The sequence below is a fragment of the Pseudochrobactrum sp. B5 genome (assembly GCF_001939785.1).
In the GTDB taxonomy this organism is placed as follows: Bacteria; Pseudomonadota; Alphaproteobacteria; order Rhizobiales; family Rhizobiaceae; genus Pseudochrobactrum; species Pseudochrobactrum saccharolyticum.
This window is the reverse complement of record NZ_MOYL01000005.1, coordinates 1-20,456: the sequence shown is the minus strand read 5'-3', so window position 1 is coordinate 20,456 and position 20,456 is coordinate 1. Positions and strand designations below refer to the sequence as shown.

Below are 20,456 nucleotides of genomic sequence, written 5' to 3'. Positions count from 1 at the left end.
AGGGCCTTTTTTATTTGCTTGAAGCATAAGGCAGGAATCGTTATGCATGATGAAATATAATGATTGAAAATATTGAGGGATATCATGATCAGATTTGTTGTTGCATTTGGCCTGCTTGCCGGAACTGCCCTGCCAACCTTAGCGGCAGAAAAGATTGTCGTATTTGCTGCGGCCAGCATGAAAGATGTGATTGATACGGCAGCAGAGAAATTTAAGGCTGAAAATGGTGCGGAAGTAACCGCATCCTATGCATCTTCCTCTGTGCTGGCGAAGCAGATCGAAGCCGGTGCGCCAGCTAGCATTTTCATCTCAGCCGATCTCGACTGGATGGATTATGTGCAGGAACGTAAGCTGATCGAAAATGACAGTCGTGCTGTGATTGCCGGTAATGCGCTGGTTATCGCCGGTGCCAAAGATACAAAACCGGCAGAAGCTGCTGAAATCCTCAAAGCCGGTCGTTTCTCGATGGGCGATCCGTCAAATGTGCCAGCGGGTAAATATGCCAAGGCAGCGCTTGAAAAACTCGGCATCTGGGGTGATGTTTCTGCCAATGCAGTCTTCGCGGAAAATGTGCGCGTAGCGCTGCAATATGTTTCCAGAGGTGAAGTGAAAGCCGGTATTGTTTATGCATCAGATCGTGCACAGGTGCCGGAACTGACAGAAGTTTATCGTTTCCCTGCATCCAGCCACGCGCCAATTCTTTATCCTGCGGCACTGGTAGGCCAAGCTGATGAAAACTCCAAGGCGTTTCTTGCATTTCTGCGCAGCGATGCCGGACAGGCAATCATTGCCGATAAGGGCTTTGTGCCTGCGGCAGAAGCAAAATAAGGCTCTGATCTGACTGATGGCAATGCCGGAAATGGAAATTATCGCTTTGTCTTTGAGGATAGCAGGGCTTGCTATCCTCGGAGCCTTGCCGGTTGCATTTGGTTTTGCGTGGATACTGGCACGCTATAATTTCCCCGGCAAAAGCCTGTTGCAGGCGGTGCTGACAATGCCGCTGGTGCTGCCACCGGTAGTAACCGGATATTTTCTGCTGGTGCTGTTTGGCACGCGCGGCGCTATCGGCAGTTTGCTGCTGCAATGGTTTGATTTTACCTTCGCTTTCCGCTGGACGGGAGCAGCCTTGGCTGCCGGTGTGATGGCACTGCCATTGCTGATCCGCCCGATGCGGCTGGCGATTGAAAATATTGACAGGGGCTTGGAAGAAGCTGCCCGCACACTGGGAGCAGGGCGCATCAAAGCCTTTATGACTGTGACGCTGCCTTTGCTGATACCGGGCATTATTGCCGGTAGTGTGCTGGGATTTGCCAAAGCGCTCGGCGAGTTTGGCGCTACAATAACTTTTGTCTCGAATATTCCGGGCGAAACGCAAACCCTGTCGCTGGCGATTTATGCGCTGATGCAAACGCCGAGCGGTGATGCCGCTGCGCTGAAGCTTATTCTGGTTTCCGTTGTGCTGTCTGTGTTGGCGGTGGTGCTGTCCGAATGGTTGCAGCGCCGGTTGAGCGGAGCTGGTAAATGACACATCAAATCAGCTTCAATACCCTTGATTTCAATGTAAAAGGCGGCAATGGCGGGTTTCGCGTTGAGGCGGCCTTTCGTGCTGAGACCGGCGTTACAGCATTATTCGGTGCGTCCGGTGCCGGTAAAACCACTTTGCTGCGGATGATTGCCGGAACACTGCGCCCTGAGGAAGGACGTATTGCCGTTGGCAATCTGGTGCTGTTTGACAGCGCCAGAAACATCAATCTCCGTCCTGAAGAACGCCATATCGGCTATGTCTATCAGGATGCCCGTCTGTTTCCGCATCTCAGTGTTTTGCGCAATCTGACCTATGCGCAATGGGCAGGTAAACGTGAGCCGGAGCGTAAGGTTGAGGAAATAACCGAGCTGCTCGGCATCGGCGCTTTATTACAGCGCAAGCCGCATCAATTGTCCGGCGGTGAGAAACAGCGTGTGGCGATCGGGCGGGCATTACTGTCGGTACCGCGCCTGCTGCTGCTCGATGAGCCTCTGTCATCGCTGGATCATGCGCGGCGTCAGGAAATTTTACCTTATCTGGAGCGTCTGCGTGACGAGAGCGGGCTGCCGATTGTCTTTGTCAGTCACGAGGTGGATGAAGTCGCGCGGCTGGCGGATACGCTTGTGCTGCTGGAGCAGGGACGGGTACGGGAAAGCGGTTCAGTGTTTGATATTTTCAGCCAGATTGATGGTACGGGCGATACGACAAGTGTGCTTTTGCAAGGGGAAGTCACCCGCAGTGATGATGCCTATGCCATGGCTGACATTGCCATTGGCGGGCATAATTTTCAGCTGACAGACCATGCATTGCAATCGGGGATGAAAGTGCGTCTGCGTATCCGCTCGCGCGATGTATCTCTGTCGCGCTTTGCGCCGGTGGATATCAGTATCCGCAATATTTTTCCGGTAACGATTACTGCAATCTCAACCGATGACGGGCCGTTTGCGGAATTGCGCCTGCAATTGGGCGATGTGCAATTATTGTCCCGTATTTCGCGCAAATCTGTGCAGGATCTCAATCTGAAAACCGGCGAGCAGGTTTTTGCACTTATCAAAGCAGTGTCGATAGATCGCAGTGCCGCAAGACTGCAGCAAAGTGAAATAAGTTTGCAATCTGCATAAAATATGGTCATTTCCTTTTGAGGAAGAGGAGAATGATTATGCAGGACTTGTCAGAGTGGACAGCGCGGCCTGTTCCTGAGCGCAAAGTTCTTGAAGGGCAGTTTGTGCGGCTGGAGCCGCTGAGTGTTGAAAAGCACGGGCAGGGGCTGTTTGAGGCGTCCAGCGTTGCCGATGCGGACAGCCGTTTCACATGGCTGTTTGATACAGTGCCTGCAACGCTCGAAGAGATGCTGCCATGGCTGGAGAAATCCGCCGCAAGCCAGACGACTATGTTTTTCGTCACGATTGACAAGGCGACAAGTAAAATTGCCGGTCGTCAGGCGCTGATGCGCATTGATGCCGAGAATGGCAGTATTGAAATCGGCAATATCTATTGGGGGCCGCTGATTTCACGCAAGCCGGCTGCGACCGAAGCCCAGTATCTGTTCATGCAATATATTTTTGATGAGCTTGGTTACCGCCGTTATGAGTGGAAATGCAATAATGACAATCTGCCGTCAAAGCGTGCGGCGGAGCGTTTCGGTTTTCAGTTTGAAGGTATTTTCCGGCAGCATCTGATTGTTAAAGGCAAAAACCGTGACACTGCATGGTATTCGGTTATCGACAGCGAATGGCCTGCATTGAAACAGGCTTATCAAAACTGGCTCGCCCCTGAAAACTTTGACGCGAACGTGCAGCAGATCAAAAAGCTGGAAAGTTTCTACGCCGATACAGGCCGGAGATAAGCGCATGGCATCCCCACAGCAGAATAAGAAGGATACGCGCAATTCCGCTATAGCCGCCGCACTGATTATGGTGGTTTTCGGCGCGCTGTTTTATTCCATGCCGATCATCATGCTGGCGGTCGGGCCTTACAGCCATGTGCTGGCGGCACTGATTGCGGTTGTCTTTGTGATGGCCTTTTTTGTGGTGTTCTGGCTGCGGGCGAAATCACAGCGAAAACACCACAAAGAGAATTAACTCAGGGCAGCAATCAACAGAAGCACGCCTGTCAGAATGATGAATAATGCAGCGGCGATTTCAATCGCCGTTTGCAGCCGTGCTGACATCAGCGGATTTTTGACCAGGCGCAGCGCCGTATTTTTAGCGGTGACAGCCAGTGTTGCGAGCAAGGCGACGGTGATGAAAGTACCGAATGCCATGGCAAAGGCAGAGAGAATACCACCCAGCATCAGACCGTTGAGCATTGAGAATGTCAGCACAATAATCGCGCCGGAGCAGGGGCGTATGCCGACGGCGATAATCGCTGCCCATGCGGTTTTCCAGTTGAAATCACCACTCAGAGTGGACGGATCAGCAAGGTGGCTGTGACCGCAGGCTGTGCAATTGGCACCACTCCCTGAAAACTCATGGTCAAACACAGCCGGCTTTGCATTGGCAGGCTGATATTTAAGCCGCATGGATGTGTTCAATGCCGATGGTTTTTGTGTTGCCGAGGCTGAGAGTGAACCTTGCCAGACGGGAGCCGGTGCCATTGTTTCAACCGCTATTGCAGGAGCACGTTGCGGCTTTGAGCGAAGCTTGCGGAAGATGATATAAATCCCGCAGAGAATGACCAGCACATAGCTGGCTATTTCCATGCCGCGTCCTGCTTTTCCCATTGAAATGCCGATGCCACGCAGCACAAACCATGCCATGCCGACCAGAAAAATAGCGGACAGTGCCTGCAAAACGGATGAGATGAAGGAAAGAAAAATTCCGCGTCGCAAAGCTGTTTCATTGGCAATCATATAGGATGAGATCACCGCTTTGCCGTGGCCGGGGCCGGCAGCATGTAAAATACCATAGAGAAAAGACAGGCTGACCAATGTCCACGCAGCCCACGGATCATCCTTCATCGCTTTCAGGGCGGTAGTCATCATCAGATAGAAGCGTTTTTGCTCGGCATTAATCCACAATATCAGCTTTGCAAAAGGGCCGGTTGGCTGCAATGTGACTTCACTGGCGCCGATACCTAATGAAGATTGCGCCCATGCCTGACTGTGAAGCACAAATATCAGGCAGGTGCATATGGTCAGCAGCAAAGCACAGGCTCTTAACGGGGGCAGAGTAAGAGTGTGTTGCTTTGCGTGATTCATGCCGGAATGCCTCTGATGATATAACGTAACAAATTTGAGCTTTGGCCAATCCTTATGCGCTGGCCGGTGACTTGTTATTTACAGGTGATCTCTATTCGGGTGGCGAAGAATTTTGACACGTCATTGGTCATCGCCGCGGCTTCGTCGAAGAATGCCTGTGTCAGACTTTGCTGGTTCTGGGCAAGCGCCTCATCGGGATCAGGGCGCACAACAGCAGAGCTGCAGCCGGATGGCATGCCCTTCACCACCAGATCTTCGTCTTTCAGATAATCAATTGCCGTATAGAAAGTCGGGTCATAGACGCCGAAACTGACTTTATGGCCGGGTTCCAGTTTCAGCGGTTTTTCCGGCTTGCTTTCAAACAGGACGATCAGCTGATTATCCGGCAGATCAGCAATCAGATGCTCAGGCTTGTTCATGGCAATATCTTTGCCATCCTGCGTAACTGTCTGAAAATATTTATACTCGGCAATAGAAGTGTCGATTGTTGTGCTGAGTTCATTCAACTCGGCGCTGTCGAGTTTCATCGTGCCTTTCTTGTCGAACTCCATCAATACGGTTGACGAGAACAGGTCGTCAAAGCGCCAGACATGCGCCAGTTTCTCAACGGAGCGATCCGGTGTGATTGTGATTTCCAGACGGGCTTCGGCAAAAACATGCGGATGTGCTGATGCCGCGACAACACCCAGCCCTGTTATGAGGCAGGTCAGGCCGAGGACATTCAGTAAAGACTTGTTTTTGCTGCTGGTCATGGAAACGAAAATCACTCTTTTGAGCGGTCAATGCTGGTTCGGAATTTGGAGAATGAGTGAGGCAAAACTACGACGACAGTCTACGGGTTTTACGCCTCGTCATTGGTCAGCTCTTTGCACGGATTATCTTTGAACCATTTGGCGAGATAATCGACCAGCAGGCGTACTTTGGCAGGCAGATAGGTACGGTGCGGGTAAACGGCATAAATGCCGCCGTCATTAAGCATATAATCTAGGAGCACCGGCACAAGTGTGCCTTTATTCAACTCACCATCGGCGACAAAACGCGGCAGAACGCTGAAGCCCAGACCTTTGACAGTCGCTGCCATGGTGGTGAGCGGGCTGTTGACCTCCAGTGGGCCGCGGATGGCGACTGTCATCATCGAGCCGTCCTGATTGCGGAACTGCCAATTATTGCGGGAGCGGCTGTTGGTATCAATAATGCAGGGCATTTCCCGCAATTGCTCCGGTGTTTCCGGCATACCCAGCCGTGCGATCAGATCAGGCGAGGCGCAGACAACAGTGTGAAATGCGCTCAGCCTTTTGGCGATCAGCGATGAATCCTGCAAGCGGGTGATGCGGATGGCAAGGTCAAAGCCTTCCTCAACCAGATCAACAAACCGGTCATCAAGGTGGATATCGAGCGCAATCTCCGGATGGTCAGCACAAAAATCAATCAGTGACATGCCCAGTGAGGCATCAGCAAAGCTGCGCGGGGCTGTCAGTTTGATCTTGCCGCGCACATCGCCGCTGCTCTCGGAGATGGAGTCTTGCAGATCATCCAGTTCGCGCAAAATCTCCGTTGCGCGGTGATAATAAGTGTGGCCGCTTTCGGTAAGCGAAAATTGCCGAGTTGTACGGTTCAGTAGCCGCACGCCCAGATCATCTTCCAGCTCGCGGACATATTTGGACAGAAGGGCTTTGGAACGACCAATTTTGCGCGCAGCTGCTGAGAAACCTTCGGCCTCCACAACATCAATAAAAGCACGCATCCGTGTGAGTGTGTCCATAAGCTCTGCCCTCCAGATCAGCGACTAAACCGCACCATATATCGCGATCCTGAATATTCAAAATGTCTCAGAAATATCAAAGTGATTCGCTGCATTGCAATCAATAAGACACCTGTTTTTATCATCTACATAAAGCACTGCGCCGTATTTTGAATAAAGAAGTGATTTATTAACCAAAAAAAATCAAATCGGCTCAAATTTGTCATTGTGTGGACACATAAATCATCTTATATCGCCCTTGCCCAAAGTCGCACGTGCCTGTGGGTGTCCGCCGGTATTCTTAATGGAGAATGACCCGGTACGGTAACCTGGACCTAACCGCTCCAGTCGATCTGATGGCCAACCACGGATCGAGGACATCTTGAAGCAACGACGGTGCGGGCCTTTCTGGTGTCTTCCGGCTCTCCACAGGTCGGGAACTCAAAGAGGCACACCCTCATTGCCCTAAGTGCGGAACCGGGTTTTTCCCATTCCAAGCCAAGGCAGACAAAGCGGAAAAACGCTAAATTCAGGGCGTTGATCCATCTGCATATGTATTTGTTCCGTGTTTCCTGCATCTCCAAAGGCCGGTTGCGCGAAGAGCTGATTCATATTTGCCGTAAGGCAGTTTGTCCCTCTGATGGCTTTTGATGCGTGTATGCGCAGGTATTTGCTCATCAGTCCTTTGAAACCATGCTCAACCTTGTGCGTCATTGCACGGGGGCAGGCTTTCGCATCGCAAATGATATGAAGATGCGGCTTTTTACTGCTTATTGCAGTTCAGGAGATCAGGATGGCTACACAGCGCATTATCGACTTTCTCGCCACCCGACGTCCGGAAGGCCCTTGCCTTGTTGTTGACCTCGACGTTGTGCGTGAAAATTATGAACATTTCGAAAAGGCTCTGCCAGCCTCGCGCATTTTCTATGCGGTAAAGGCAAATCCTGCACCGCAGATTCTGTCGCTGCTCGCCTCCATGGGCTCGAACTTCGACACAGCTTCGGTTGCGGAAATTGAAATGGCACTCAATGCCGGTGCAACACCTGACCGCATTTCTTATGGCAACACCATCAAGAAAGAGCGCGATATTGCACGCGCCTATGAATATGGCATTCGCCTCTATGCTGTTGATTGCGTTGCAGAAGTGGAAAAGGTTGCCCGTGCGGCTCCGGGTTCCCGCGTGTTCTGCCGCATTCTGGCCGATGGTGAAGGTGCTGAATGGCCGCTGTCGCGCAAATTCGGCTGCGTTCCGGAAATGGCTGTTGATGTGCTGCGTGCAGCCCATCAGCTGGGTCTGGATGCCTATGGCGTATCGTTCCATGTCGGTTCACAGCAGACTGATCTGACTGCTTGGGATCGTGCTCTGGCCGATACCAAAGGCGTGTTTGATCTTTTGGCTAAAGAAGGCATTAACCTGCGCATGGTCAATATGGGCGGTGGTTTTCCGACCCGTTATCTCAAAGATATCCCGACCGCACAGGCCTATGGCGAAGCTATTTTCGATGCGCTGAGCCGTCATTTCGGCAATCGTCTGCCGGAAACCATTATCGAACCAGGCCGTGGCATGGTTGGCAATGCCGGTGTGATCAAAACCGAAGTGGTTCTGGTTTCCCGCAAAGCCGACAATGACAATCGCTGGGTCTATCTCGATATCGGTAAATTCGGCGGTCTGGCTGAAACCATGGATGAAGCGATCCGTTATCAGATCGTGACTCCGCGTGACGGCGATACTCTGGAACCTTGCGTTCTGGCAGGCCCGACCTGTGACAGCGCCGATGTGATGTATGAAAAGGCACCTTATCCGCTGCCGGTCTCGCTGACCATCGGCGATGAAGTGCTGATCGAAGGCACCGGCGCTTACACAACAACCTATTCGGCTGTTGCGTTTAACGGTTTTGAACCGCTGCGCTCCTATGTGATCTGATACTGATATGCGTCTCGTCAGGGACGCATATTCAGCCTCACATTGCGAATGATACCGGTGGAAGAATTCCACCGGTTTTGTCAAATAAAATTTTTGCTTTGTGTTTATCCTCATCCATATGTGTGAGGAAACAATGTCCCTTACCGCTTTGTTTTAGCGCATTTGCCTCACGCAAATGCTTTAAGGTTCACGCTGATGTCTGCTTCTTCTGTTGCGGCCGGAACCACGGCTGAATTGTCAGCCGCGCAAATCACTGCTCCGGCACCGGTCTCGTTTAGTATTGCTCATGAAACGCCTGCGGACAGTAGTGCACGTGAGGCTTTGCTCGACCGTGTGATGGGTGAGGGCCGCAAGCGCAAATCATCGGAAAAGCTGCGTCGTAAACGCGTGCCTGCCTATGGGCTGGCATTGATTGCCCGCGATGCGGATGGCGTGATGATCGGCAGTGTCCGGCTCTGGCATATTTCTGCCGGTAAAAAAGCCGGCGGAGAAGCTGTGCCTGCTTTGCTGCTGGGGCCTTTGGCGGTTGAGACAATTTATGCGGGGCGGGGTGTCGGCGCTGCATTGATGCGTCAGGCTATTCACAATGCGCAGGCGCTTGGCCATAAGGCGATTTTGCTGGTTGGTGATCCTGAATATTATGGCCGTTTCGGTTTTACCGGCAATAAAATGGCTGATCTGGCTATGCCGGGGCCTGTGGAACGTCACCGTTTTCTGGCGCTGGAGCTGGAAGAAAATTATCTGGACGGTGCATCCGGTGTGCTGACTGCTACCGGCAAGTTGATTGCTGACCGTCAGGCCATTGCTGTTTGAATAGAGCGGAATTTAAAGAAAAATAACCGGTTTCAGCTGTCAGTCTCTGCTTTCAGTTGAAACCGGTTTTGAATAGCATACCTATATAGAACGAAGAATTATGCTCCGGCTATTTTGCCGGATAGTTCACATATAGGGAAAACAGAATGCAACTGGCAGATATCGGACTGATCGGGCTTGGCGTCATGGGTTCTAATCTGGCGCTCAATATTGCTGAAAAAGGATATCGGGTTGCAGTTTATGACCGTGAAGCGCCGGTATTAGAAAAGTTTTATGCTTCCAGCGGTGAGTTGCAGGAACGCATTATTCCCTGTGCAACCATGGAGCAGCTCAGCCAGAATATTGCCAAGCCGCGCCCGATTATCATGCTGATTAAAGCAGGCAGCCCCGTTGATACGGAAATGGCCAAGCTTAAGACCTTTCTGGAAAAAGGCGACATCATTATTGATTCCGGCAATTCCGATTACCGCGATACGGTGCGCCGCCTGAATTCACTCGGCGAAAACGACCCGACTTTTGTCGGTATGGGCATTTCCGGTGGTGCGGAAGGCGCGCGTAACGGCCCGTCCATGATGGTCGGCGGTACGCCTGAAGCCTATGCGCGTATTGAGCCGATTTTGGATGCGGTAGCTGCTCGTTATAAAGGCGAACCATGCAGTGCCCGTATGGGGCCGGATGGTGCGGGGCATTTTGTCAAAACCATTCATAACGGTATTGAATATGCCGATATGCAGATGATTGCGGAAATCTACGGCATTTTGCGTGATGTTTGCGGTTTGAAGGCGGAAGAAATCGCGCCGATTTTTGCAAAATGGAATACAGGTGCGCTGAATTCCTATCTCATTGAGATTACGGCAGAAGTGCTGAAAGCGCTTGATCCTGAAACCGGAAAGCCGGTGCCTGATATTATTCTGGATGCTGCAGGACAAAAGGGTACCGGACGCTGGGCGGCAATTGAAAGTCAGATTCTCGGTGTTCCGGCGACAGGTATTGAAGCCGCTGTTGCTGCACGCTCAATCTCTTCCCTGATTGCGCAACGACAAAAACTGGCAAATGCCTATGGCGATCCGGTACAGACAGGATCGATCAAGGCGGATCAGACTTTTATTGACGCATTGGAGCAAGCATTGCTGGCCGCAAAGATTGCAGCCTATGCGCAGGGCTTTGCGGTGATGGCCGCGGCTTCACAAGAGCATCAGTGGAATTTGCCACTGGCGACGATTGCACGGATCTGGCGTGCCGGTTGTATTATCCGCTCACAGTTTCTGGATGAAATCGGTGAGGCTTTTGCTGCGGGTGAGGTGGATAATCTGCTTCTGGCACCTGCATTTGTTGAGCAAATGAGCGTGGCTGCCCAAAGTCTTCGTCAGGTTGTGGCAGCTGCGGTGACTGCCGGTGTGCCGGTACCGGCACTGAGCTCTGCGATCAGCTATTTTGACGGGTTCCGCCAAAGACGCGGTTCAGCCAATCTTATTCAGGCACAGCGTGATTTCTTCGGGGCGCATGGTTTCAAAAGAATCGACAAAGACGGCGATTTCCACGGCCCTTGGGGCGATGGGCTGTAATTGCACCTTGTCACAGGACAAGAAAAAGGCCGGACTTTTATCAAGTCCGGCCTTTATTTTTATTTGCCCAGAACCAATAAATCCTGCGCAGCAAAATGGACAGTGATTTTGTCACCATGCTGCGGCGGGCGCACCGCCGGATTGTTGAAACTGTCGAAAGACAGCTGATTTGCACCCAGTGTTACACGGGTACGAATGACCGAGCCTAAGAAGTGCACATCCTGTACAATGACTTCAACGCTGCTGTCGCGGGCAGGGGAGGCATCAAGGCTGATGGTTTCCGGCCGCAGAGCCAGAGTGATAGCATCACCTTTGTTGTAAGATGCCAATGATTGCGGCACGGTGATAGTTGTGCCGCCAAGATCCGCAGTATTTTGCTGCGGATCTGCCACACGGGCTTCCAGCATATTCAGCGTACCAACGAATGATGCCACGAAGCGCGTTGCCGGACGGTTGTAAATATCAAACGGCGTACCGATTTGATCGGCTTTGCCTTCATGCATGACCACGATCCGGTCGGAAATAGACAGTGCCTCTTCCTGATCGTGGGTAACAAATACGGTTGTGATACCAAGTTGGCGCTGAATAGCACGGATTTCCTCACGCAATGAAATACGAATTTTCGCATCCAGTGCTGAGAGCGGTTCATCGAGCAGCAGAACCTGCGGTTTTGTCGCCAAGGCACGGGCAAGGGCAACACGCTGCTGCTGGCCGCCGGACATCTGATAGGGGAAGCGGTCTGCCAGATGCTCAAGGCGGATCAGTTCCAGCATCTCTTTGACCCTTGCATCAATCTCGGCTTTAGGCTTGCCTGAAACCCGCAGACCAAAAGCAACATTTTGTGCGACAGTCATATTCGGAAACAGGGCATAGGCCTGAAACACCATGCCGATATTGCGTTTGTTCGGTTTGAGATCGACCACATCCTGACCGTTGATTTCGATCACACCCTGATCGGGTGATTCAAAACCGGCAATCATACGCAGAACGGTGGTTTTTCCGCAGCCCGATGGTCCGAGAAACGAGATGAACTCACCTTTCTCAACCGCCAGACTGAAATCATGGACAACAGTATTGGCGCCGAAGCTTTTTTTGAGATTATTGATATTGAGAAAAGCCATGACTTAATTGCCTGCTGTCTTAAATTTGGAGAAGCGGGTGACAAGCTGGAGCATAATCATGCTCAGCCATGTAATGCCGAAGGCAATGATTGCCAGTGCTGACGGTTCATAAGCGCGGTTTGCACCGACAAGCTGCAAATAAGGGCCGAAAGCCGGACGATTGAGCAGCGAAGCCAGCGTAAATTCGCCGATGACGATCGCAAAGGTAATGAACGCACCGCTCATAACACCGGAAAGCACATTCGGGAAAATCACTTTGAACAGAATGGTCGGCCAGCCTGCGCCCAAACTTTCCGCGGCTTCTGTTAAAGTGCGAACATCAATCGTGCGCATGGCCGTATCAATCGAGCGATACATATAAGGCAGCGCCAGCGTCACATAGCCGAACATCAGCAGAATATCGGTTGCGCGCGTTGATCCTGTAAATGGCAGCCATGAGGACGAGTTATAAATCCGCAAATAGCCGAATACGATAACAATCGCCGGAATAACCAGTGGCATCAGCGTGATAAATTCGATGACGGGACGCAAGTAAGGCATGCGCAGACGCACCCAATAGGCAGTCGGTACCACCAGCAACACGCCGAAAATAATCGTCATGATGGCCAGCATGATGGAATAGCCGAATGTCGCCTGAAAATTCGGGTCAGTCAGCACCACACGATAGGCATCAAAAGAATATTCACCACGACGCATGCGCAGAGAGAATTCAAATGTACCGATCAGCGGCACAACGAAATAGATCGCGCCGATCAGAAAGGCGATCCATGCGCCGAGGGTTTTTGGAATGAAATATTTCAGCTTCATTTCTGCCACCGTTCTGCACGCATGCGCAGCCAGATATAAAGCAGATTGGAAATACCGGTAATCAGGATCATGCCGAGTGCCAGCGCATAGCCGAGATTCTGATTGTGCAGAACATCGCCGCGAATTTGCGCGTAAAGCAGGATAGGTACGATATTCAGCGAAGAACCGGTCAGCGCATAGGCTGTTGCAATGGCGCCAAAGGCATTGGCGAACAGCAACAGGCTGGTGCCGAGCAGGCTTGGCCAGAGAATCGGAAAGGCCACCATGCGCCAATATTGGAATGTCGTGGCACCGAGAATGGATGAAGCCTCACGCCATTCTTTTTTCAGGCCATCCAGCGCAGGAGTGAGGATCAGCACCATCAGCGGAATCTGGAAGAACAGATAGGTCAGTGTCAGGCCGAAAAAGCTCAGCAGGTTAAAACCGGTGGCATAGAGATTGAAGCCGAACCATTCGCGCAGCAAAATCGTAACGAAACCGGTGCGGCCGAGCGTGGCAAGAAAGGCGAAAGCCAGCGGCACACCGGCAAAGTTGGATGCCACACCCGAGAATGTGAGCACAGTCGGGCGCAGAAAACGGGGCAGTTTACCCAGTACAATCGCCCATGCCATGAACGAGCCGATCACAGCGCCACCCAAAGCGGAGGCAAAGCTGATTTTGATCGAGACCCAATAGGCGCTCATGATGCCGGGTTCAAACAGATCTATAATATTTTGCAGGGTGAAATTACCCTGACTATCCTGAAATGCACCGACAACCAGATACATGGTCGGCCAGAGCAGAAACAGAATTGCGAAGGCGAAAAACGGGGCAACACCGAGCCACTCTAAAGGCAGACGGCGCTGGGCGCGTCGCACAGGGGGCGTGTCAGATGTTATGCCATTGCTGGACAGGCTCATATGATTTTTGCTTTTTATGGTCTGCGGCTGAAAGATTTCGCAGATTGAGGTGCTGAAATCTGCAGGCATACAGCAATGTTCAGATTGCGGTGCCGGCTGAGTTATTTTTTATGATGATATGTGTCGTATAAAAATGCAAATTGCAAAACCTGTTACGGGCGGGTGTTGCCGCCCGTAACAGCAGCATTCAGCTGTTCAGCTTACTGAACATTCGCGCCGACTACGCTATCCCAGTTCTTGGTGATGACAGCCTGAGACTTGTCGAGTTCTTCCAAGGTCGGGAAGACAGCTTTCTGGTAAGCTTCTGCCGGTGGCAGCTTGTCGAGCAGTTCCTGAGGAATCTTGCCTTCTTTAGCCATGGCGTTGAAGCGGATCGGGTGGCAATAGCCTTTCAGATAACCGATCTGGCCTTCATCGGAATAGAGATGTTCCATCCAGAGTTTGGCTGCATTTGGATGTGGTGCATAGGCGCTGATGCCCTGTACATACACACCGGCTACAACACCGGTTTTCGGAATGATAACTTCAACTTCCGGATTGCCGTTCAGCGTATCGCGGTCTGCCAGAGCATTATAGTCCCAGCGGATAACGATAGGGGTCGAGCCCTGTGCCAGTGAAGCGGCCTTGCCGATGACAGGTACAAAATTACCGGCCTTATTCACGTCGCGGAAGAATTCCAGCCCCTTCTGAGCTGCTTCTTCACCCGGCTTGCCGCCAAGGGAAAGACCAGCAGCATACACACTCAGGATTGCCTGTGTGGATGCACGCGGATCGCCGGAATGCGCAACGGCATTGGCAAATTCAGGCTTGAGCAGATCAGCCCAGTCCTGCGGTGCATCTTTGATGATGTCTTTGTTCACTTCGAAAGCCAATACGCCGTAATAGTCGCCGTACCAGTAACCTTCAGCATCCTTGGCATCATCAGGGATCGAATCCCATGTCGATACTTTATAAGGCTGGAGCAGGCCATCTTTTTTCGCAGTGGTGCCGAAGGTAAAGCCGACATCGATCACGTCAGGCGCCTGAGGGCCCTTATTGTCTTTGTTCGCTTTGATTGCTTCGATTTCATCGCCGGAGCCTGCATCCGGATTCAGTTCATTGACCTGAATGCCGTATTTGTCTTTGAAGCTCTTGATGATTTCACCATAGCCGCACCAGTCATGCGGAAGGGCGATTGTGGTCAGCTGACCCTCTGCTTTCGCGGCGGCGATCAGTTCTTCTGACGGAGCTGCCACGGATAATGTGGTGCCGGCAAAAGCGATCGCTGTTGTCAGGGACAACAGCCGTGTTGTTCTGTTAAGCATTGACATACTCCCCTTAAAGCTACGGGAGGCCTGCTTTCAGGCATCCTCGCATTTTTTCGATAGGCGCGTCATATGAAAGTACCATGACAGCTATCGTTTTTCTTTATCCGGGCAGAAGTGAACCATGTTTTTTTATCGCAATCAATTGAATGTTGCAGTTTAGAGAGAAGGAAATGAATAAAAAACAACAATATACTTAATCTCTTGAATATATTGATTTTTATCGGATGATAATCCGGCTGCGCGGCGTGGTTCTGAATATCAGAAAGGATTCATAGGCTTAGCCGCAAATGTCGTTAACCGGATAGTATGAGCGGGCAATTAGTTGGTAATTGTGCATTGTGACAAAAACATTTTAATAAAATAACTGTGCCGGATAATGAGATTCTGTTTGGCGGTGAAATAATCTTAATTTTAAGGCACTGATTTTTAATTATTAAGTTCTGCAGAAGAGTGTTTTGGGCCGGTTTCCAGAGGGAGGGGATGACCGGAGATTCGTCGCAGCGGATCACTGTTGTTTTATCTTATTTGCGTCATCGCGTTGAAATAGTATTTTTGCTGCATTCATGTCTTAGTTGAGAAGAGGCGCGCAAATCATGTGCGTTTATTTTCGAATCATTTTCATATTCGCGCGTTTTTATGCGCTTTGATTTTTATGTTTTCATTTCGCTGATTATTACAGGTGTTTAAAACGGAATTTTTTCATGGAATTTGAATTTATCCATTTCCCGGAATTTCAAAACAGTTTCTTTGGCAAAGAATATTGTTCATCTATTCTGGAAACATATATCGCCGTTCGTAAAAAACTTTCCTGCAAGCATATTACGCATATTACGCCTAAGCATGCGGATGCGGGCATGGCTGATAATATCAAGACTGTGGTGTCGACATTTCCGGCAGACTGGATCGTGAATTACGCTGCAAAAAGTTATTTTGATATTGATCCGCTTTTTCATCAGAAATGGTCTGATCCCGAGCTGCCTCATAGTGTCAGCATTACAGAGATTTACAGTCACAAACAAAATACACCGGCATTGCAGAATTATGTCGATGATTTGAGAGCGCATAATTTTGGCGATACATTTATTATGGTGACACAGCGGCTGAATGGCAGCGGGGATGCCCATACTATTTATGCGTTTGACACGAAAAAGGGCAAAAACGACCTCAATGCCGAAGATCTGATCCGTCTGCTGGAAAAGGATTTTTTACAGGCGACTGCGCAATTACATGAATCTGTATTATCCGCGGTGAGCGACTATTCATCACAAAAGAACGAAGTTCAGTCGCTGGTTTCTCTGACGCCACGCGAGGTTGATTGCCTCAAATGGGCAGCACGCGGAAAAACTGACGGTGAAATTGCTGAAATTCTCAGCATCGCCCGCTGGACAGTGGTGACCTATTTGCAAAATGCCAAGATCAAACTGGGTTGTGCCAACCGCACATCTGCAGTGGCGGTGGCGATGTCGCTCGGCATTATACCTTTGCCGGATACATCGCATTTACAGGGCTGATTGGCAAAAACACCCCGCATTTTTGTGCGGGGTGTTCTGTTGTTCCTGATTAGTTATGCGCGCAACTTGCGCACAGACCGCGAATTTCCAGAGTGGTTTTCGTTGGATGAAAATGGTTCTTCTGCGTCCAGTGCTGCACGCAATCTTCAATCTCCGGCTCAGAAAATTCCGAAGCTAAACCGCATTTATCGCAAATGGCAAAAGCTGCGATACCATGCAGATGGCCGTGCTCATGGTGGTGCGGATGGGCGCAGGCAATAAAAGCATTCAGGCTTTCAAGGCGATGGATCAGGCCGTATTCAAGTAATTTGTCCAGTGCACGATAGACTTGCAGTGGTGCACGGAAGCCTTCCTCGCGCAACTGGTCGAGAATTGTATAGGCGCTGAGCGGGAACTCAGCCTTTGCAAGCGCTTCCAATACGAGATTCTGATTACGTGTGAGTTTCGGAGCGCGCGCTGCCGCAGATGCAGTTCCTGTATGCGTATGAGCGGTCATTATGAAGTCTCCTTATCGCGCGCAACCGGCAAAGATGCTTTGAGTTTTTGCCATGGGAGCAAGCTTATAACAAAAAACACCACAGAAGCCACGACTATGGATGGTCCTGACGGTGTGTCATAATTTAATGAGCCGAAGAGACCGGCAATAACCGAGCAGGCACCGATAAAAGCCGCATAGATGGCCATTTGCTCCGGCGATAATGCAAAACGGCGTGCCGTGGCTGCCGGAATAATCAGCAGAGCGGTAATCAGCAGAATGCCGACGATTTTCATGGCAATGGCAATCAACAGCGCCAGCAAAATCATAAATAAAGTGCGGTGCAGTTCCGGTTGCAGACCTTCAGCCTGTGCAATATCCTCGCTGATGGTCGCTGCAAGCAAAGGTCGCCAGAGTTTAATCAGACCGGCAAGGATCAATGCGCCACCGGCGTAAATGGCGATAAGATCGGAGACGGATACCGCGAGAATATCGCCGAACAGCAGTGACATCAGATCAAAGCGGATCCATGTCATAAAGGCGACAAGCACCAGACCGAATGCCAATGTGGCGTGGGAGAGTATGCCCAGCAATGAATCGGCTGAAAGTGAGTGGCGTTTTTGCAGGACGAGCAGCAGCATCGCGATGCTAAAGGCGATCAGAAAGACGGAAACCATAATATTCAGGTCAAACAGCATGGCAAGGCCAACGCCAAGCAATGCCGAATGAGCCATCGTGTCGCCGAAATAGGCCATGCGCCGCCATACAATAAAACAACCGATAGGGCCGGTAATTAAAGCGAGGCCGATACCGGCAAGCATGGCGCGTATAAAGAAGTCATCAAGCATGATTGTGTCCACCGCTTTGGGAATGGTTGTGGTCTTCGCAGTGTTCATGATGATGGCCGTCATCATGGTGACAATGATCGGTTATCGTACCGTCTGCATGTTGTACCCGTCCGTCAGCCAGATGGGTGTGGTCATGATGATGCGTGTAGACTGCAAGCGAGGGCGGAATTTCCATGCCGCGCGGAGTGCGCAATCCGAAAAGTTTGGCATATTCAGGGCTGGCCGCCACATCAACCGGCGTGCCGCTGCAACATATATGCCCGTTCAGGCAGACAACGCGGTCTGTTGCGGCCATAACAATATGCAGATCATGGGAGATCATCAGAACACCGCAACCGGTCTGATCGCGGAATTTTGCAATTTTCTCATAAAGCTCGGCTTCACCGGCAAAATCAACGCCCTGCAATGGTTCATCCAGCACCAGCAAATCCGGTTTGCAGGCAAATGCTCGGGCAAGCAACACACGCTGAAACTCGCCGCCGGAAAGATGGACAACTTGTGCTTTGATGAGTTGCGGGATGCCTGCAAGTTCCAGAGCTGCTTCGATTGCTTCTTTTTTTATAGGAGCAGTCATGCGGATCATGCGCTCAACTGTTAACGGCAGGCTCGGATCAATCGAGATTTTTTGCGGGACATAGCCGATGGTCAGGGATTTCTCGCGTTTCACCGCGCCTTCATCAGGCTTATGAATACCCAATGCCATTTTGGCGGTCGTGCTTTTCCCTGAGCCGTTAGGGCCGATGAGCGTAACAATTTCACCTTTATGCAGGGTGAGATCAATGTTGCGGACAAGCCAGCGACCGTTCCGCTCAATCCCTGCATTTTCAAGGCGCAGAAGAATGTCAGATGTCTGTCCGCTGGCGGCAGCTGATAATGGATGATGCATTGTACGCTTTCGGAATGATAGAAAAGCAGATCCTGCTCTTGTCACGAGTTATCTCATACGTTATAGCATTACGCAATAATGTAACTTTATAACATATTGTTCCGATATGCTGTCATTTCAATCGCTGGCAGTGATTAATAGCAATTTCTGTGAGGTTTTATGTCTGTTATCCGAGTTTTGCTGGCATCTGCTTTGTTGTCTGTTTCTTCGCATGCTGTTGTTGCGGCGGAAAAAGGCGATGTCGTGGTTTCGATTAAGCCAATTCATTCACTGGTTTCTGCTGTTATGCAGGGGGCAGGGGAGCCGGATCTTATTGTTAAAGGCGCTGCATCAGAGCATGGCTATAATCTGAAGCCGTCTGATGCCGGTGCACTGGAAAAAGCAAAAGTCATTTTCTGGGTCGGGCCGGAAATGGAAACTTATCTGACAAAGCCATTAGAGACTCTTGGTTCTAAGGCTGAAGTTGTGCGACTGGATCAGGTAAAAGGACTTGAAATTCTGTCTGCGCGTGAAAGCGGCAATTTTGAACCGCATGATCATGGCGGGCACAGCCATGGTGAGGGCGGTGAGGCGCATGACCATCATCATGATGATTTGCATCTCTGGCTTGATCCGCAAAATGCCAAGCTGATGCTGGAGCCGATTGCGGAAGCTTTAAGTAAAGCTGATCCGGAGCATGCCAAGCAATATCAGGCGAATGCGGCAGCCTATGCCGATAAGATTGATGCGCTGCAAAAAGATGTGGCGGCGGAGCTGGAGCCGGTGCGCACCAAGCCTTATATTGTGTTCCACGATGCCTATCAGTATTTCGAACGTCGTTTCGAGCTTTCAGCGGCAGGCTCAATTACGGTCAATCCGGAAAAAGCACCGGGTGCAGCGCGTATTCGTGAAATTCAGACCAAAGTGAAGTCCTTGGGGGCGACCTGTGTGTTCTCTGAGCCGCAATTTGAGTCCGCTTTGGTAAAGACCGTGCTTGAAGGAACGGAAGCTAAAACAGGCGTACTTGATCCGCTTGGGGCTGATCTTCAGGACGGGCCGGAACTTTATCCGCAGCTGATCCGCAATCTGGCGACATCGCTGAAGACCTGCCTGCAGTAATTCCCGTTACAAATCGCTATAGCCATCTGCCAGTGTGCGTTTATCCAGCACGCTGGCGATGGCTTCGCGCACTTCCAGCATCATACGGCGAATTTTACAGTCTTCTTCGATGCAGTCCTCGCAGGCTTTATATCCTGTCTTGCTCGCGCAGGGGAGGGGGGCCAGAGGGCCGTCAAGGCTGCGGATAATATTGCCGATTGAAATCTGATCGGCCGGTTTGGCCAGACAAAAGCCTCCGCCTTTACCTTTGCGGCTTTGAACAAAGCCTGCAACGCGCAGGTCTGTCAGGATATTATCCAGAAATTTGCGCGGGATGTTACGTGCCTTGGCGATCTCGCCAACAGAGATAAGGTCATCCTGTGTGGCTTCTGCCAGATGAACCATTGCTTTGAGGCCGTATTTCCCTTTTTTAGTGAGCATGTAAGCGGTGTTCCCTGCATTATATAATGTTATTGCTCTCTATCTGTAGCGCAGAGTAGGGCAGGTATCAAACGCAAGTCATAATCTATGTGTCTGTCGCGGGCTTGCTGATTTGCCGAATCCGGTTTTCCGAGGGCGAAAAAGAGGGTAAATTTTCGCTTAATTTTTAAAGTTTTCCCTGTGGAAAGAAAGTTTGCGATTTGTGTAGTTTTTTTGAAAAGTCGTGTTGACAGTTTGGATTGGTGGGGTCTATATAGCGACACAACGAGGGCGGCGGCGCTGCTAGCGGCAGAGAGCTTCGCCCCTGAGATTGGTTG

At 50.9% G+C, this 20,456-nt stretch carries 22 protein-coding genes; 10 read left to right on the top strand and 12 right to left on the bottom strand.

Annotated elements, in window-relative coordinates; translation table 11 throughout:
• Positions 1–84: 84 nt before the first annotated feature.
• Genes modA through BKD14_RS14330 form a run of 5 tightly spaced genes read left to right on the top strand, consistent with a single transcriptional unit; the run spans position 85 to position 3,606 of the window.
• Positions 85–828, top strand: coding sequence for a molybdate ABC transporter substrate-binding protein (modA, locus tag BKD14_RS14350; protein WP_075656965.1), 744 nt, complete (start codon positions 85–87; stop codon positions 826–828).
• A gap of 16 nt (positions 829–844) precedes the next feature.
• On the top strand, positions 845–1,525 hold the full coding sequence (modB, locus tag BKD14_RS14345; RefSeq protein WP_022709719.1) for a molybdate ABC transporter permease subunit: 681 nt from the start codon (positions 845–847) through the stop codon (positions 1,523–1,525).
• On the top strand, positions 1,522–2,646 hold the full coding sequence (gene modC, locus BKD14_RS14340; RefSeq protein ID WP_022709720.1) for a molybdenum ABC transporter ATP-binding protein: 1,125 nt from the start codon (positions 1,522–1,524) through the stop codon (positions 2,644–2,646). The genes modB and modC overlap by 4 nt, the downstream gene beginning before the upstream one ends.
• Before the next feature lie 38 nt (positions 2,647–2,684).
• Entirely contained in the window at positions 2,685–3,371 is a 687-nt protein-coding gene (locus BKD14_RS14335; RefSeq protein WP_075657142.1) for a GNAT family protein, read from the top strand.
• A 4-nt stretch (positions 3,372–3,375) separates the two neighbouring features.
• A complete protein-coding gene (locus BKD14_RS14330; protein WP_022709722.1) occupies positions 3,376–3,606 on the top strand; it encodes a hypothetical protein in 231 nt (76 codons plus the stop codon).
• On the opposite strand, the gene BKD14_RS14325 is transcribed toward BKD14_RS14330, so the two are convergent.
• The 3 genes from BKD14_RS14325 to BKD14_RS14315 form a co-directional block, all read right to left on the bottom strand.
• Complete coding sequence (locus BKD14_RS14325; protein WP_245293654.1) at positions 3,603–4,637, bottom strand: nickel/cobalt transporter; 1,035 nt, start codon at positions 4,635–4,637, stop codon at positions 3,603–3,605. The genes BKD14_RS14330 and BKD14_RS14325 overlap by 4 nt on opposite strands.
• 161 nt (positions 4,638–4,798) lie before the next feature.
• Positions 4,799–5,476 (bottom strand): DUF1007 family protein, encoded by a 678-nt coding sequence (locus BKD14_RS14320; RefSeq protein WP_075657141.1) that lies wholly within the window; start codon positions 5,474–5,476, stop codon positions 4,799–4,801.
• An 89-nt stretch (positions 5,477–5,565) separates the two neighbouring features.
• Positions 5,566–6,486: a LysR family transcriptional regulator gene (locus tag BKD14_RS14315; RefSeq protein WP_022709725.1), complete on the bottom strand. Its 921-nt coding sequence runs from the start codon at positions 6,484–6,486 to the stop codon at positions 5,566–5,568.
• Between the two features lie 772 nt (positions 6,487–7,258).
• On the opposite strand from BKD14_RS14315, the gene BKD14_RS14305 reads away from it, so the two are divergent.
• The 3 genes from BKD14_RS14305 to gndA all read left to right on the top strand — a co-directional run bounded on the left by BKD14_RS14305 (position 7,259) and on the right by gndA (position 10,767).
• Positions 7,259–8,389 (top strand): type III PLP-dependent enzyme, encoded by a 1,131-nt coding sequence (locus BKD14_RS14305; protein ID WP_022709727.1) that lies wholly within the window; start codon positions 7,259–7,261, stop codon positions 8,387–8,389.
• Positions 8,390–8,584: 195 nt separating this feature from the next.
• Positions 8,585–9,202: an N-acetyltransferase gene (locus BKD14_RS14300; RefSeq protein WP_083647163.1), complete on the top strand. Its 618-nt coding sequence runs from the start codon at positions 8,585–8,587 to the stop codon at positions 9,200–9,202.
• 146 nt (positions 9,203–9,348) lie between these two features.
• Entirely contained in the window at positions 9,349–10,767 is a 1,419-nt protein-coding gene (gene gndA / locus BKD14_RS14295; protein ID WP_075656963.1) for an NADP-dependent phosphogluconate dehydrogenase, read from the top strand.
• Between the two features lie 59 nt (positions 10,768–10,826).
• On the opposite strand, the gene BKD14_RS14290 is transcribed toward gndA, so the two are convergent.
• From BKD14_RS14290 to BKD14_RS14275, 4 genes are all read right to left on the bottom strand, one after another.
• Positions 10,827–11,888 carry an ABC transporter ATP-binding protein gene (locus BKD14_RS14290; RefSeq protein WP_075656962.1) on the bottom strand — a complete coding sequence of 354 codons (1,062 nt, stop codon included), beginning with the start codon at positions 11,886–11,888 and terminating at the stop codon, positions 10,827–10,829.
• Positions 11,889–11,891: 3 nt separating this feature from the next.
• The gene (locus BKD14_RS14285; RefSeq protein WP_022709619.1) at positions 11,892–12,695 is read right to left on the bottom strand and encodes an ABC transporter permease; all 804 of its coding nucleotides are present in this window, start codon (positions 12,693–12,695) and stop codon (positions 11,892–11,894) included.
• Positions 12,692–13,594 (bottom strand): ABC transporter permease subunit, encoded by a 903-nt coding sequence (locus BKD14_RS14280; RefSeq protein ID WP_075657139.1) that lies wholly within the window; start codon positions 13,592–13,594, stop codon positions 12,692–12,694. Before BKD14_RS14280 ends, BKD14_RS14285 begins: the two co-directional genes overlap by 4 nt.
• A 200-nt stretch (positions 13,595–13,794) precedes the next feature.
• A complete protein-coding gene (locus tag BKD14_RS14275; protein WP_022709617.1) occupies positions 13,795–14,898 on the bottom strand; it encodes an ABC transporter substrate-binding protein in 1,104 nt (367 codons plus the stop codon).
• A gap of 704 nt (positions 14,899–15,602) precedes the next feature.
• On the opposite strand from BKD14_RS14275, the gene BKD14_RS14270 reads away from it, so the two are divergent.
• A complete protein-coding gene (locus BKD14_RS14270; protein ID WP_075656961.1) occupies positions 15,603–16,412 on the top strand; it encodes a LuxR family transcriptional regulator in 810 nt (269 codons plus the stop codon).
• A gap of 49 nt (positions 16,413–16,461) precedes the next feature.
• Here BKD14_RS14270 and BKD14_RS14265 read toward each other — a convergent pair whose 3' ends face one another.
• The 3 genes from BKD14_RS14265 to BKD14_RS14255 are packed head-to-tail and all read right to left on the bottom strand — an operon-like array spanning position 16,462 to position 18,621.
• Positions 16,462–16,908, bottom strand: a complete 447-nt coding sequence (locus BKD14_RS14265) for a Fur family transcriptional regulator (protein WP_075656960.1) — start codon at positions 16,906–16,908, stop codon at positions 16,462–16,464.
• Positions 16,908–17,735 carry a metal ABC transporter permease gene (locus tag BKD14_RS14260; protein WP_075656959.1) on the bottom strand — a complete coding sequence of 276 codons (828 nt, stop codon included), beginning with the start codon at positions 17,733–17,735 and terminating at the stop codon, positions 16,908–16,910. The genes BKD14_RS14265 and BKD14_RS14260 overlap by 1 nt, the downstream gene beginning before the upstream one ends.
• Entirely contained in the window at positions 17,728–18,621 is an 894-nt protein-coding gene (locus BKD14_RS14255) for a metal ABC transporter ATP-binding protein (protein WP_022709613.1), read from the bottom strand. The genes BKD14_RS14260 and BKD14_RS14255 overlap by 8 nt, the downstream gene beginning before the upstream one ends.
• Before the next feature lie 159 nt (positions 18,622–18,780).
• On the opposite strand from BKD14_RS14255, the gene BKD14_RS14250 reads away from it, so the two are divergent.
• Entirely contained in the window at positions 18,781–19,719 is a 939-nt protein-coding gene (locus BKD14_RS14250; RefSeq protein ID WP_075656958.1) for a zinc ABC transporter substrate-binding protein, read from the top strand.
• A 6-nt stretch (positions 19,720–19,725) separates the two neighbouring features.
• Here the strand turns inward: BKD14_RS14250 and BKD14_RS14245 are convergent, their stop codons facing one another.
• Entirely contained in the window at positions 19,726–20,139 is a 414-nt protein-coding gene (locus BKD14_RS14245; RefSeq protein ID WP_075656957.1) for an Rrf2 family transcriptional regulator, read from the bottom strand.
• A gap of 29 nt (positions 20,140–20,168) precedes the next feature.
• Positions 20,169–20,456 (bottom strand): hypothetical protein (locus BKD14_RS19450; protein ID WP_210215518.1); only part of this gene is annotated, 288 nt, incomplete at its 5' end.

Coding starts and splice junctions, on each gene's coding strand:
- BKD14_RS14330 (WP_022709722.1), top strand. CDS start 3,376: ATGGCATCCCCACAGCAGAATAAGAAGGATACGCGCAATTCCGCTATA.
- BKD14_RS14290 (WP_075656962.1), bottom strand. CDS start 11,888: ATGGCTTTTCTCAATATCAATAATCTCAAAAAAAGCTTCGGCGCCAAT.
- BKD14_RS14280 (WP_075657139.1), bottom strand. CDS start 13,594: ATGAGCCTGTCCAGCAATGGCATAACATCTGACACGCCCCCTGTGCGA.
- BKD14_RS14305 (WP_022709727.1), top strand. CDS start 7,259: ATGGCTACACAGCGCATTATCGACTTTCTCGCCACCCGACGTCCGGAA.
- BKD14_RS14320 (WP_075657141.1), bottom strand. CDS start 5,476: ATGACCAGCAGCAAAAACAAGTCTTTACTGAATGTCCTCGGCCTGACC.
- BKD14_RS14245 (WP_075656957.1), bottom strand. CDS start 20,139: ATGCTCACTAAAAAAGGGAAATACGGCCTCAAAGCAATGGTTCATCTG.
- BKD14_RS14335 (WP_075657142.1), top strand. CDS start 2,685: ATGCAGGACTTGTCAGAGTGGACAGCGCGGCCTGTTCCTGAGCGCAAA.
- modA (WP_075656965.1), top strand. CDS start 85: ATGATCAGATTTGTTGTTGCATTTGGCCTGCTTGCCGGAACTGCCCTG.
- gndA (WP_075656963.1), top strand. CDS start 9,349: ATGCAACTGGCAGATATCGGACTGATCGGGCTTGGCGTCATGGGTTCT.
- modC (WP_022709720.1), top strand. CDS start 1,522: ATGACACATCAAATCAGCTTCAATACCCTTGATTTCAATGTAAAAGGC.
- BKD14_RS14275 (WP_022709617.1), bottom strand. CDS start 14,898: ATGCTTAACAGAACAACACGGCTGTTGTCCCTGACAACAGCGATCGCT.
- BKD14_RS14270 (WP_075656961.1), top strand. CDS start 15,603: ATGGAATTTGAATTTATCCATTTCCCGGAATTTCAAAACAGTTTCTTT.
- BKD14_RS14315 (WP_022709725.1), bottom strand. CDS start 6,486: ATGGACACACTCACACGGATGCGTGCTTTTATTGATGTTGTGGAGGCC.
- BKD14_RS14255 (WP_022709613.1), bottom strand. CDS start 18,621: ATGCATCATCCATTATCAGCTGCCGCCAGCGGACAGACATCTGACATT.
- BKD14_RS14265 (WP_075656960.1), bottom strand. CDS start 16,908: ATGACCGCTCATACGCATACAGGAACTGCATCTGCGGCAGCGCGCGCT.
- BKD14_RS14285 (WP_022709619.1), bottom strand. CDS start 12,695: ATGAAGCTGAAATATTTCATTCCAAAAACCCTCGGCGCATGGATCGCC.
- modB (WP_022709719.1), top strand. CDS start 845: ATGGCAATGCCGGAAATGGAAATTATCGCTTTGTCTTTGAGGATAGCA.
- BKD14_RS14250 (WP_075656958.1), top strand. CDS start 18,781: ATGTCTGTTATCCGAGTTTTGCTGGCATCTGCTTTGTTGTCTGTTTCT.
- BKD14_RS14300 (WP_083647163.1), top strand. CDS start 8,585: ATGTCTGCTTCTTCTGTTGCGGCCGGAACCACGGCTGAATTGTCAGCC.
- BKD14_RS14260 (WP_075656959.1), bottom strand. CDS start 17,735: ATGCTTGATGACTTCTTTATACGCGCCATGCTTGCCGGTATCGGCCTC.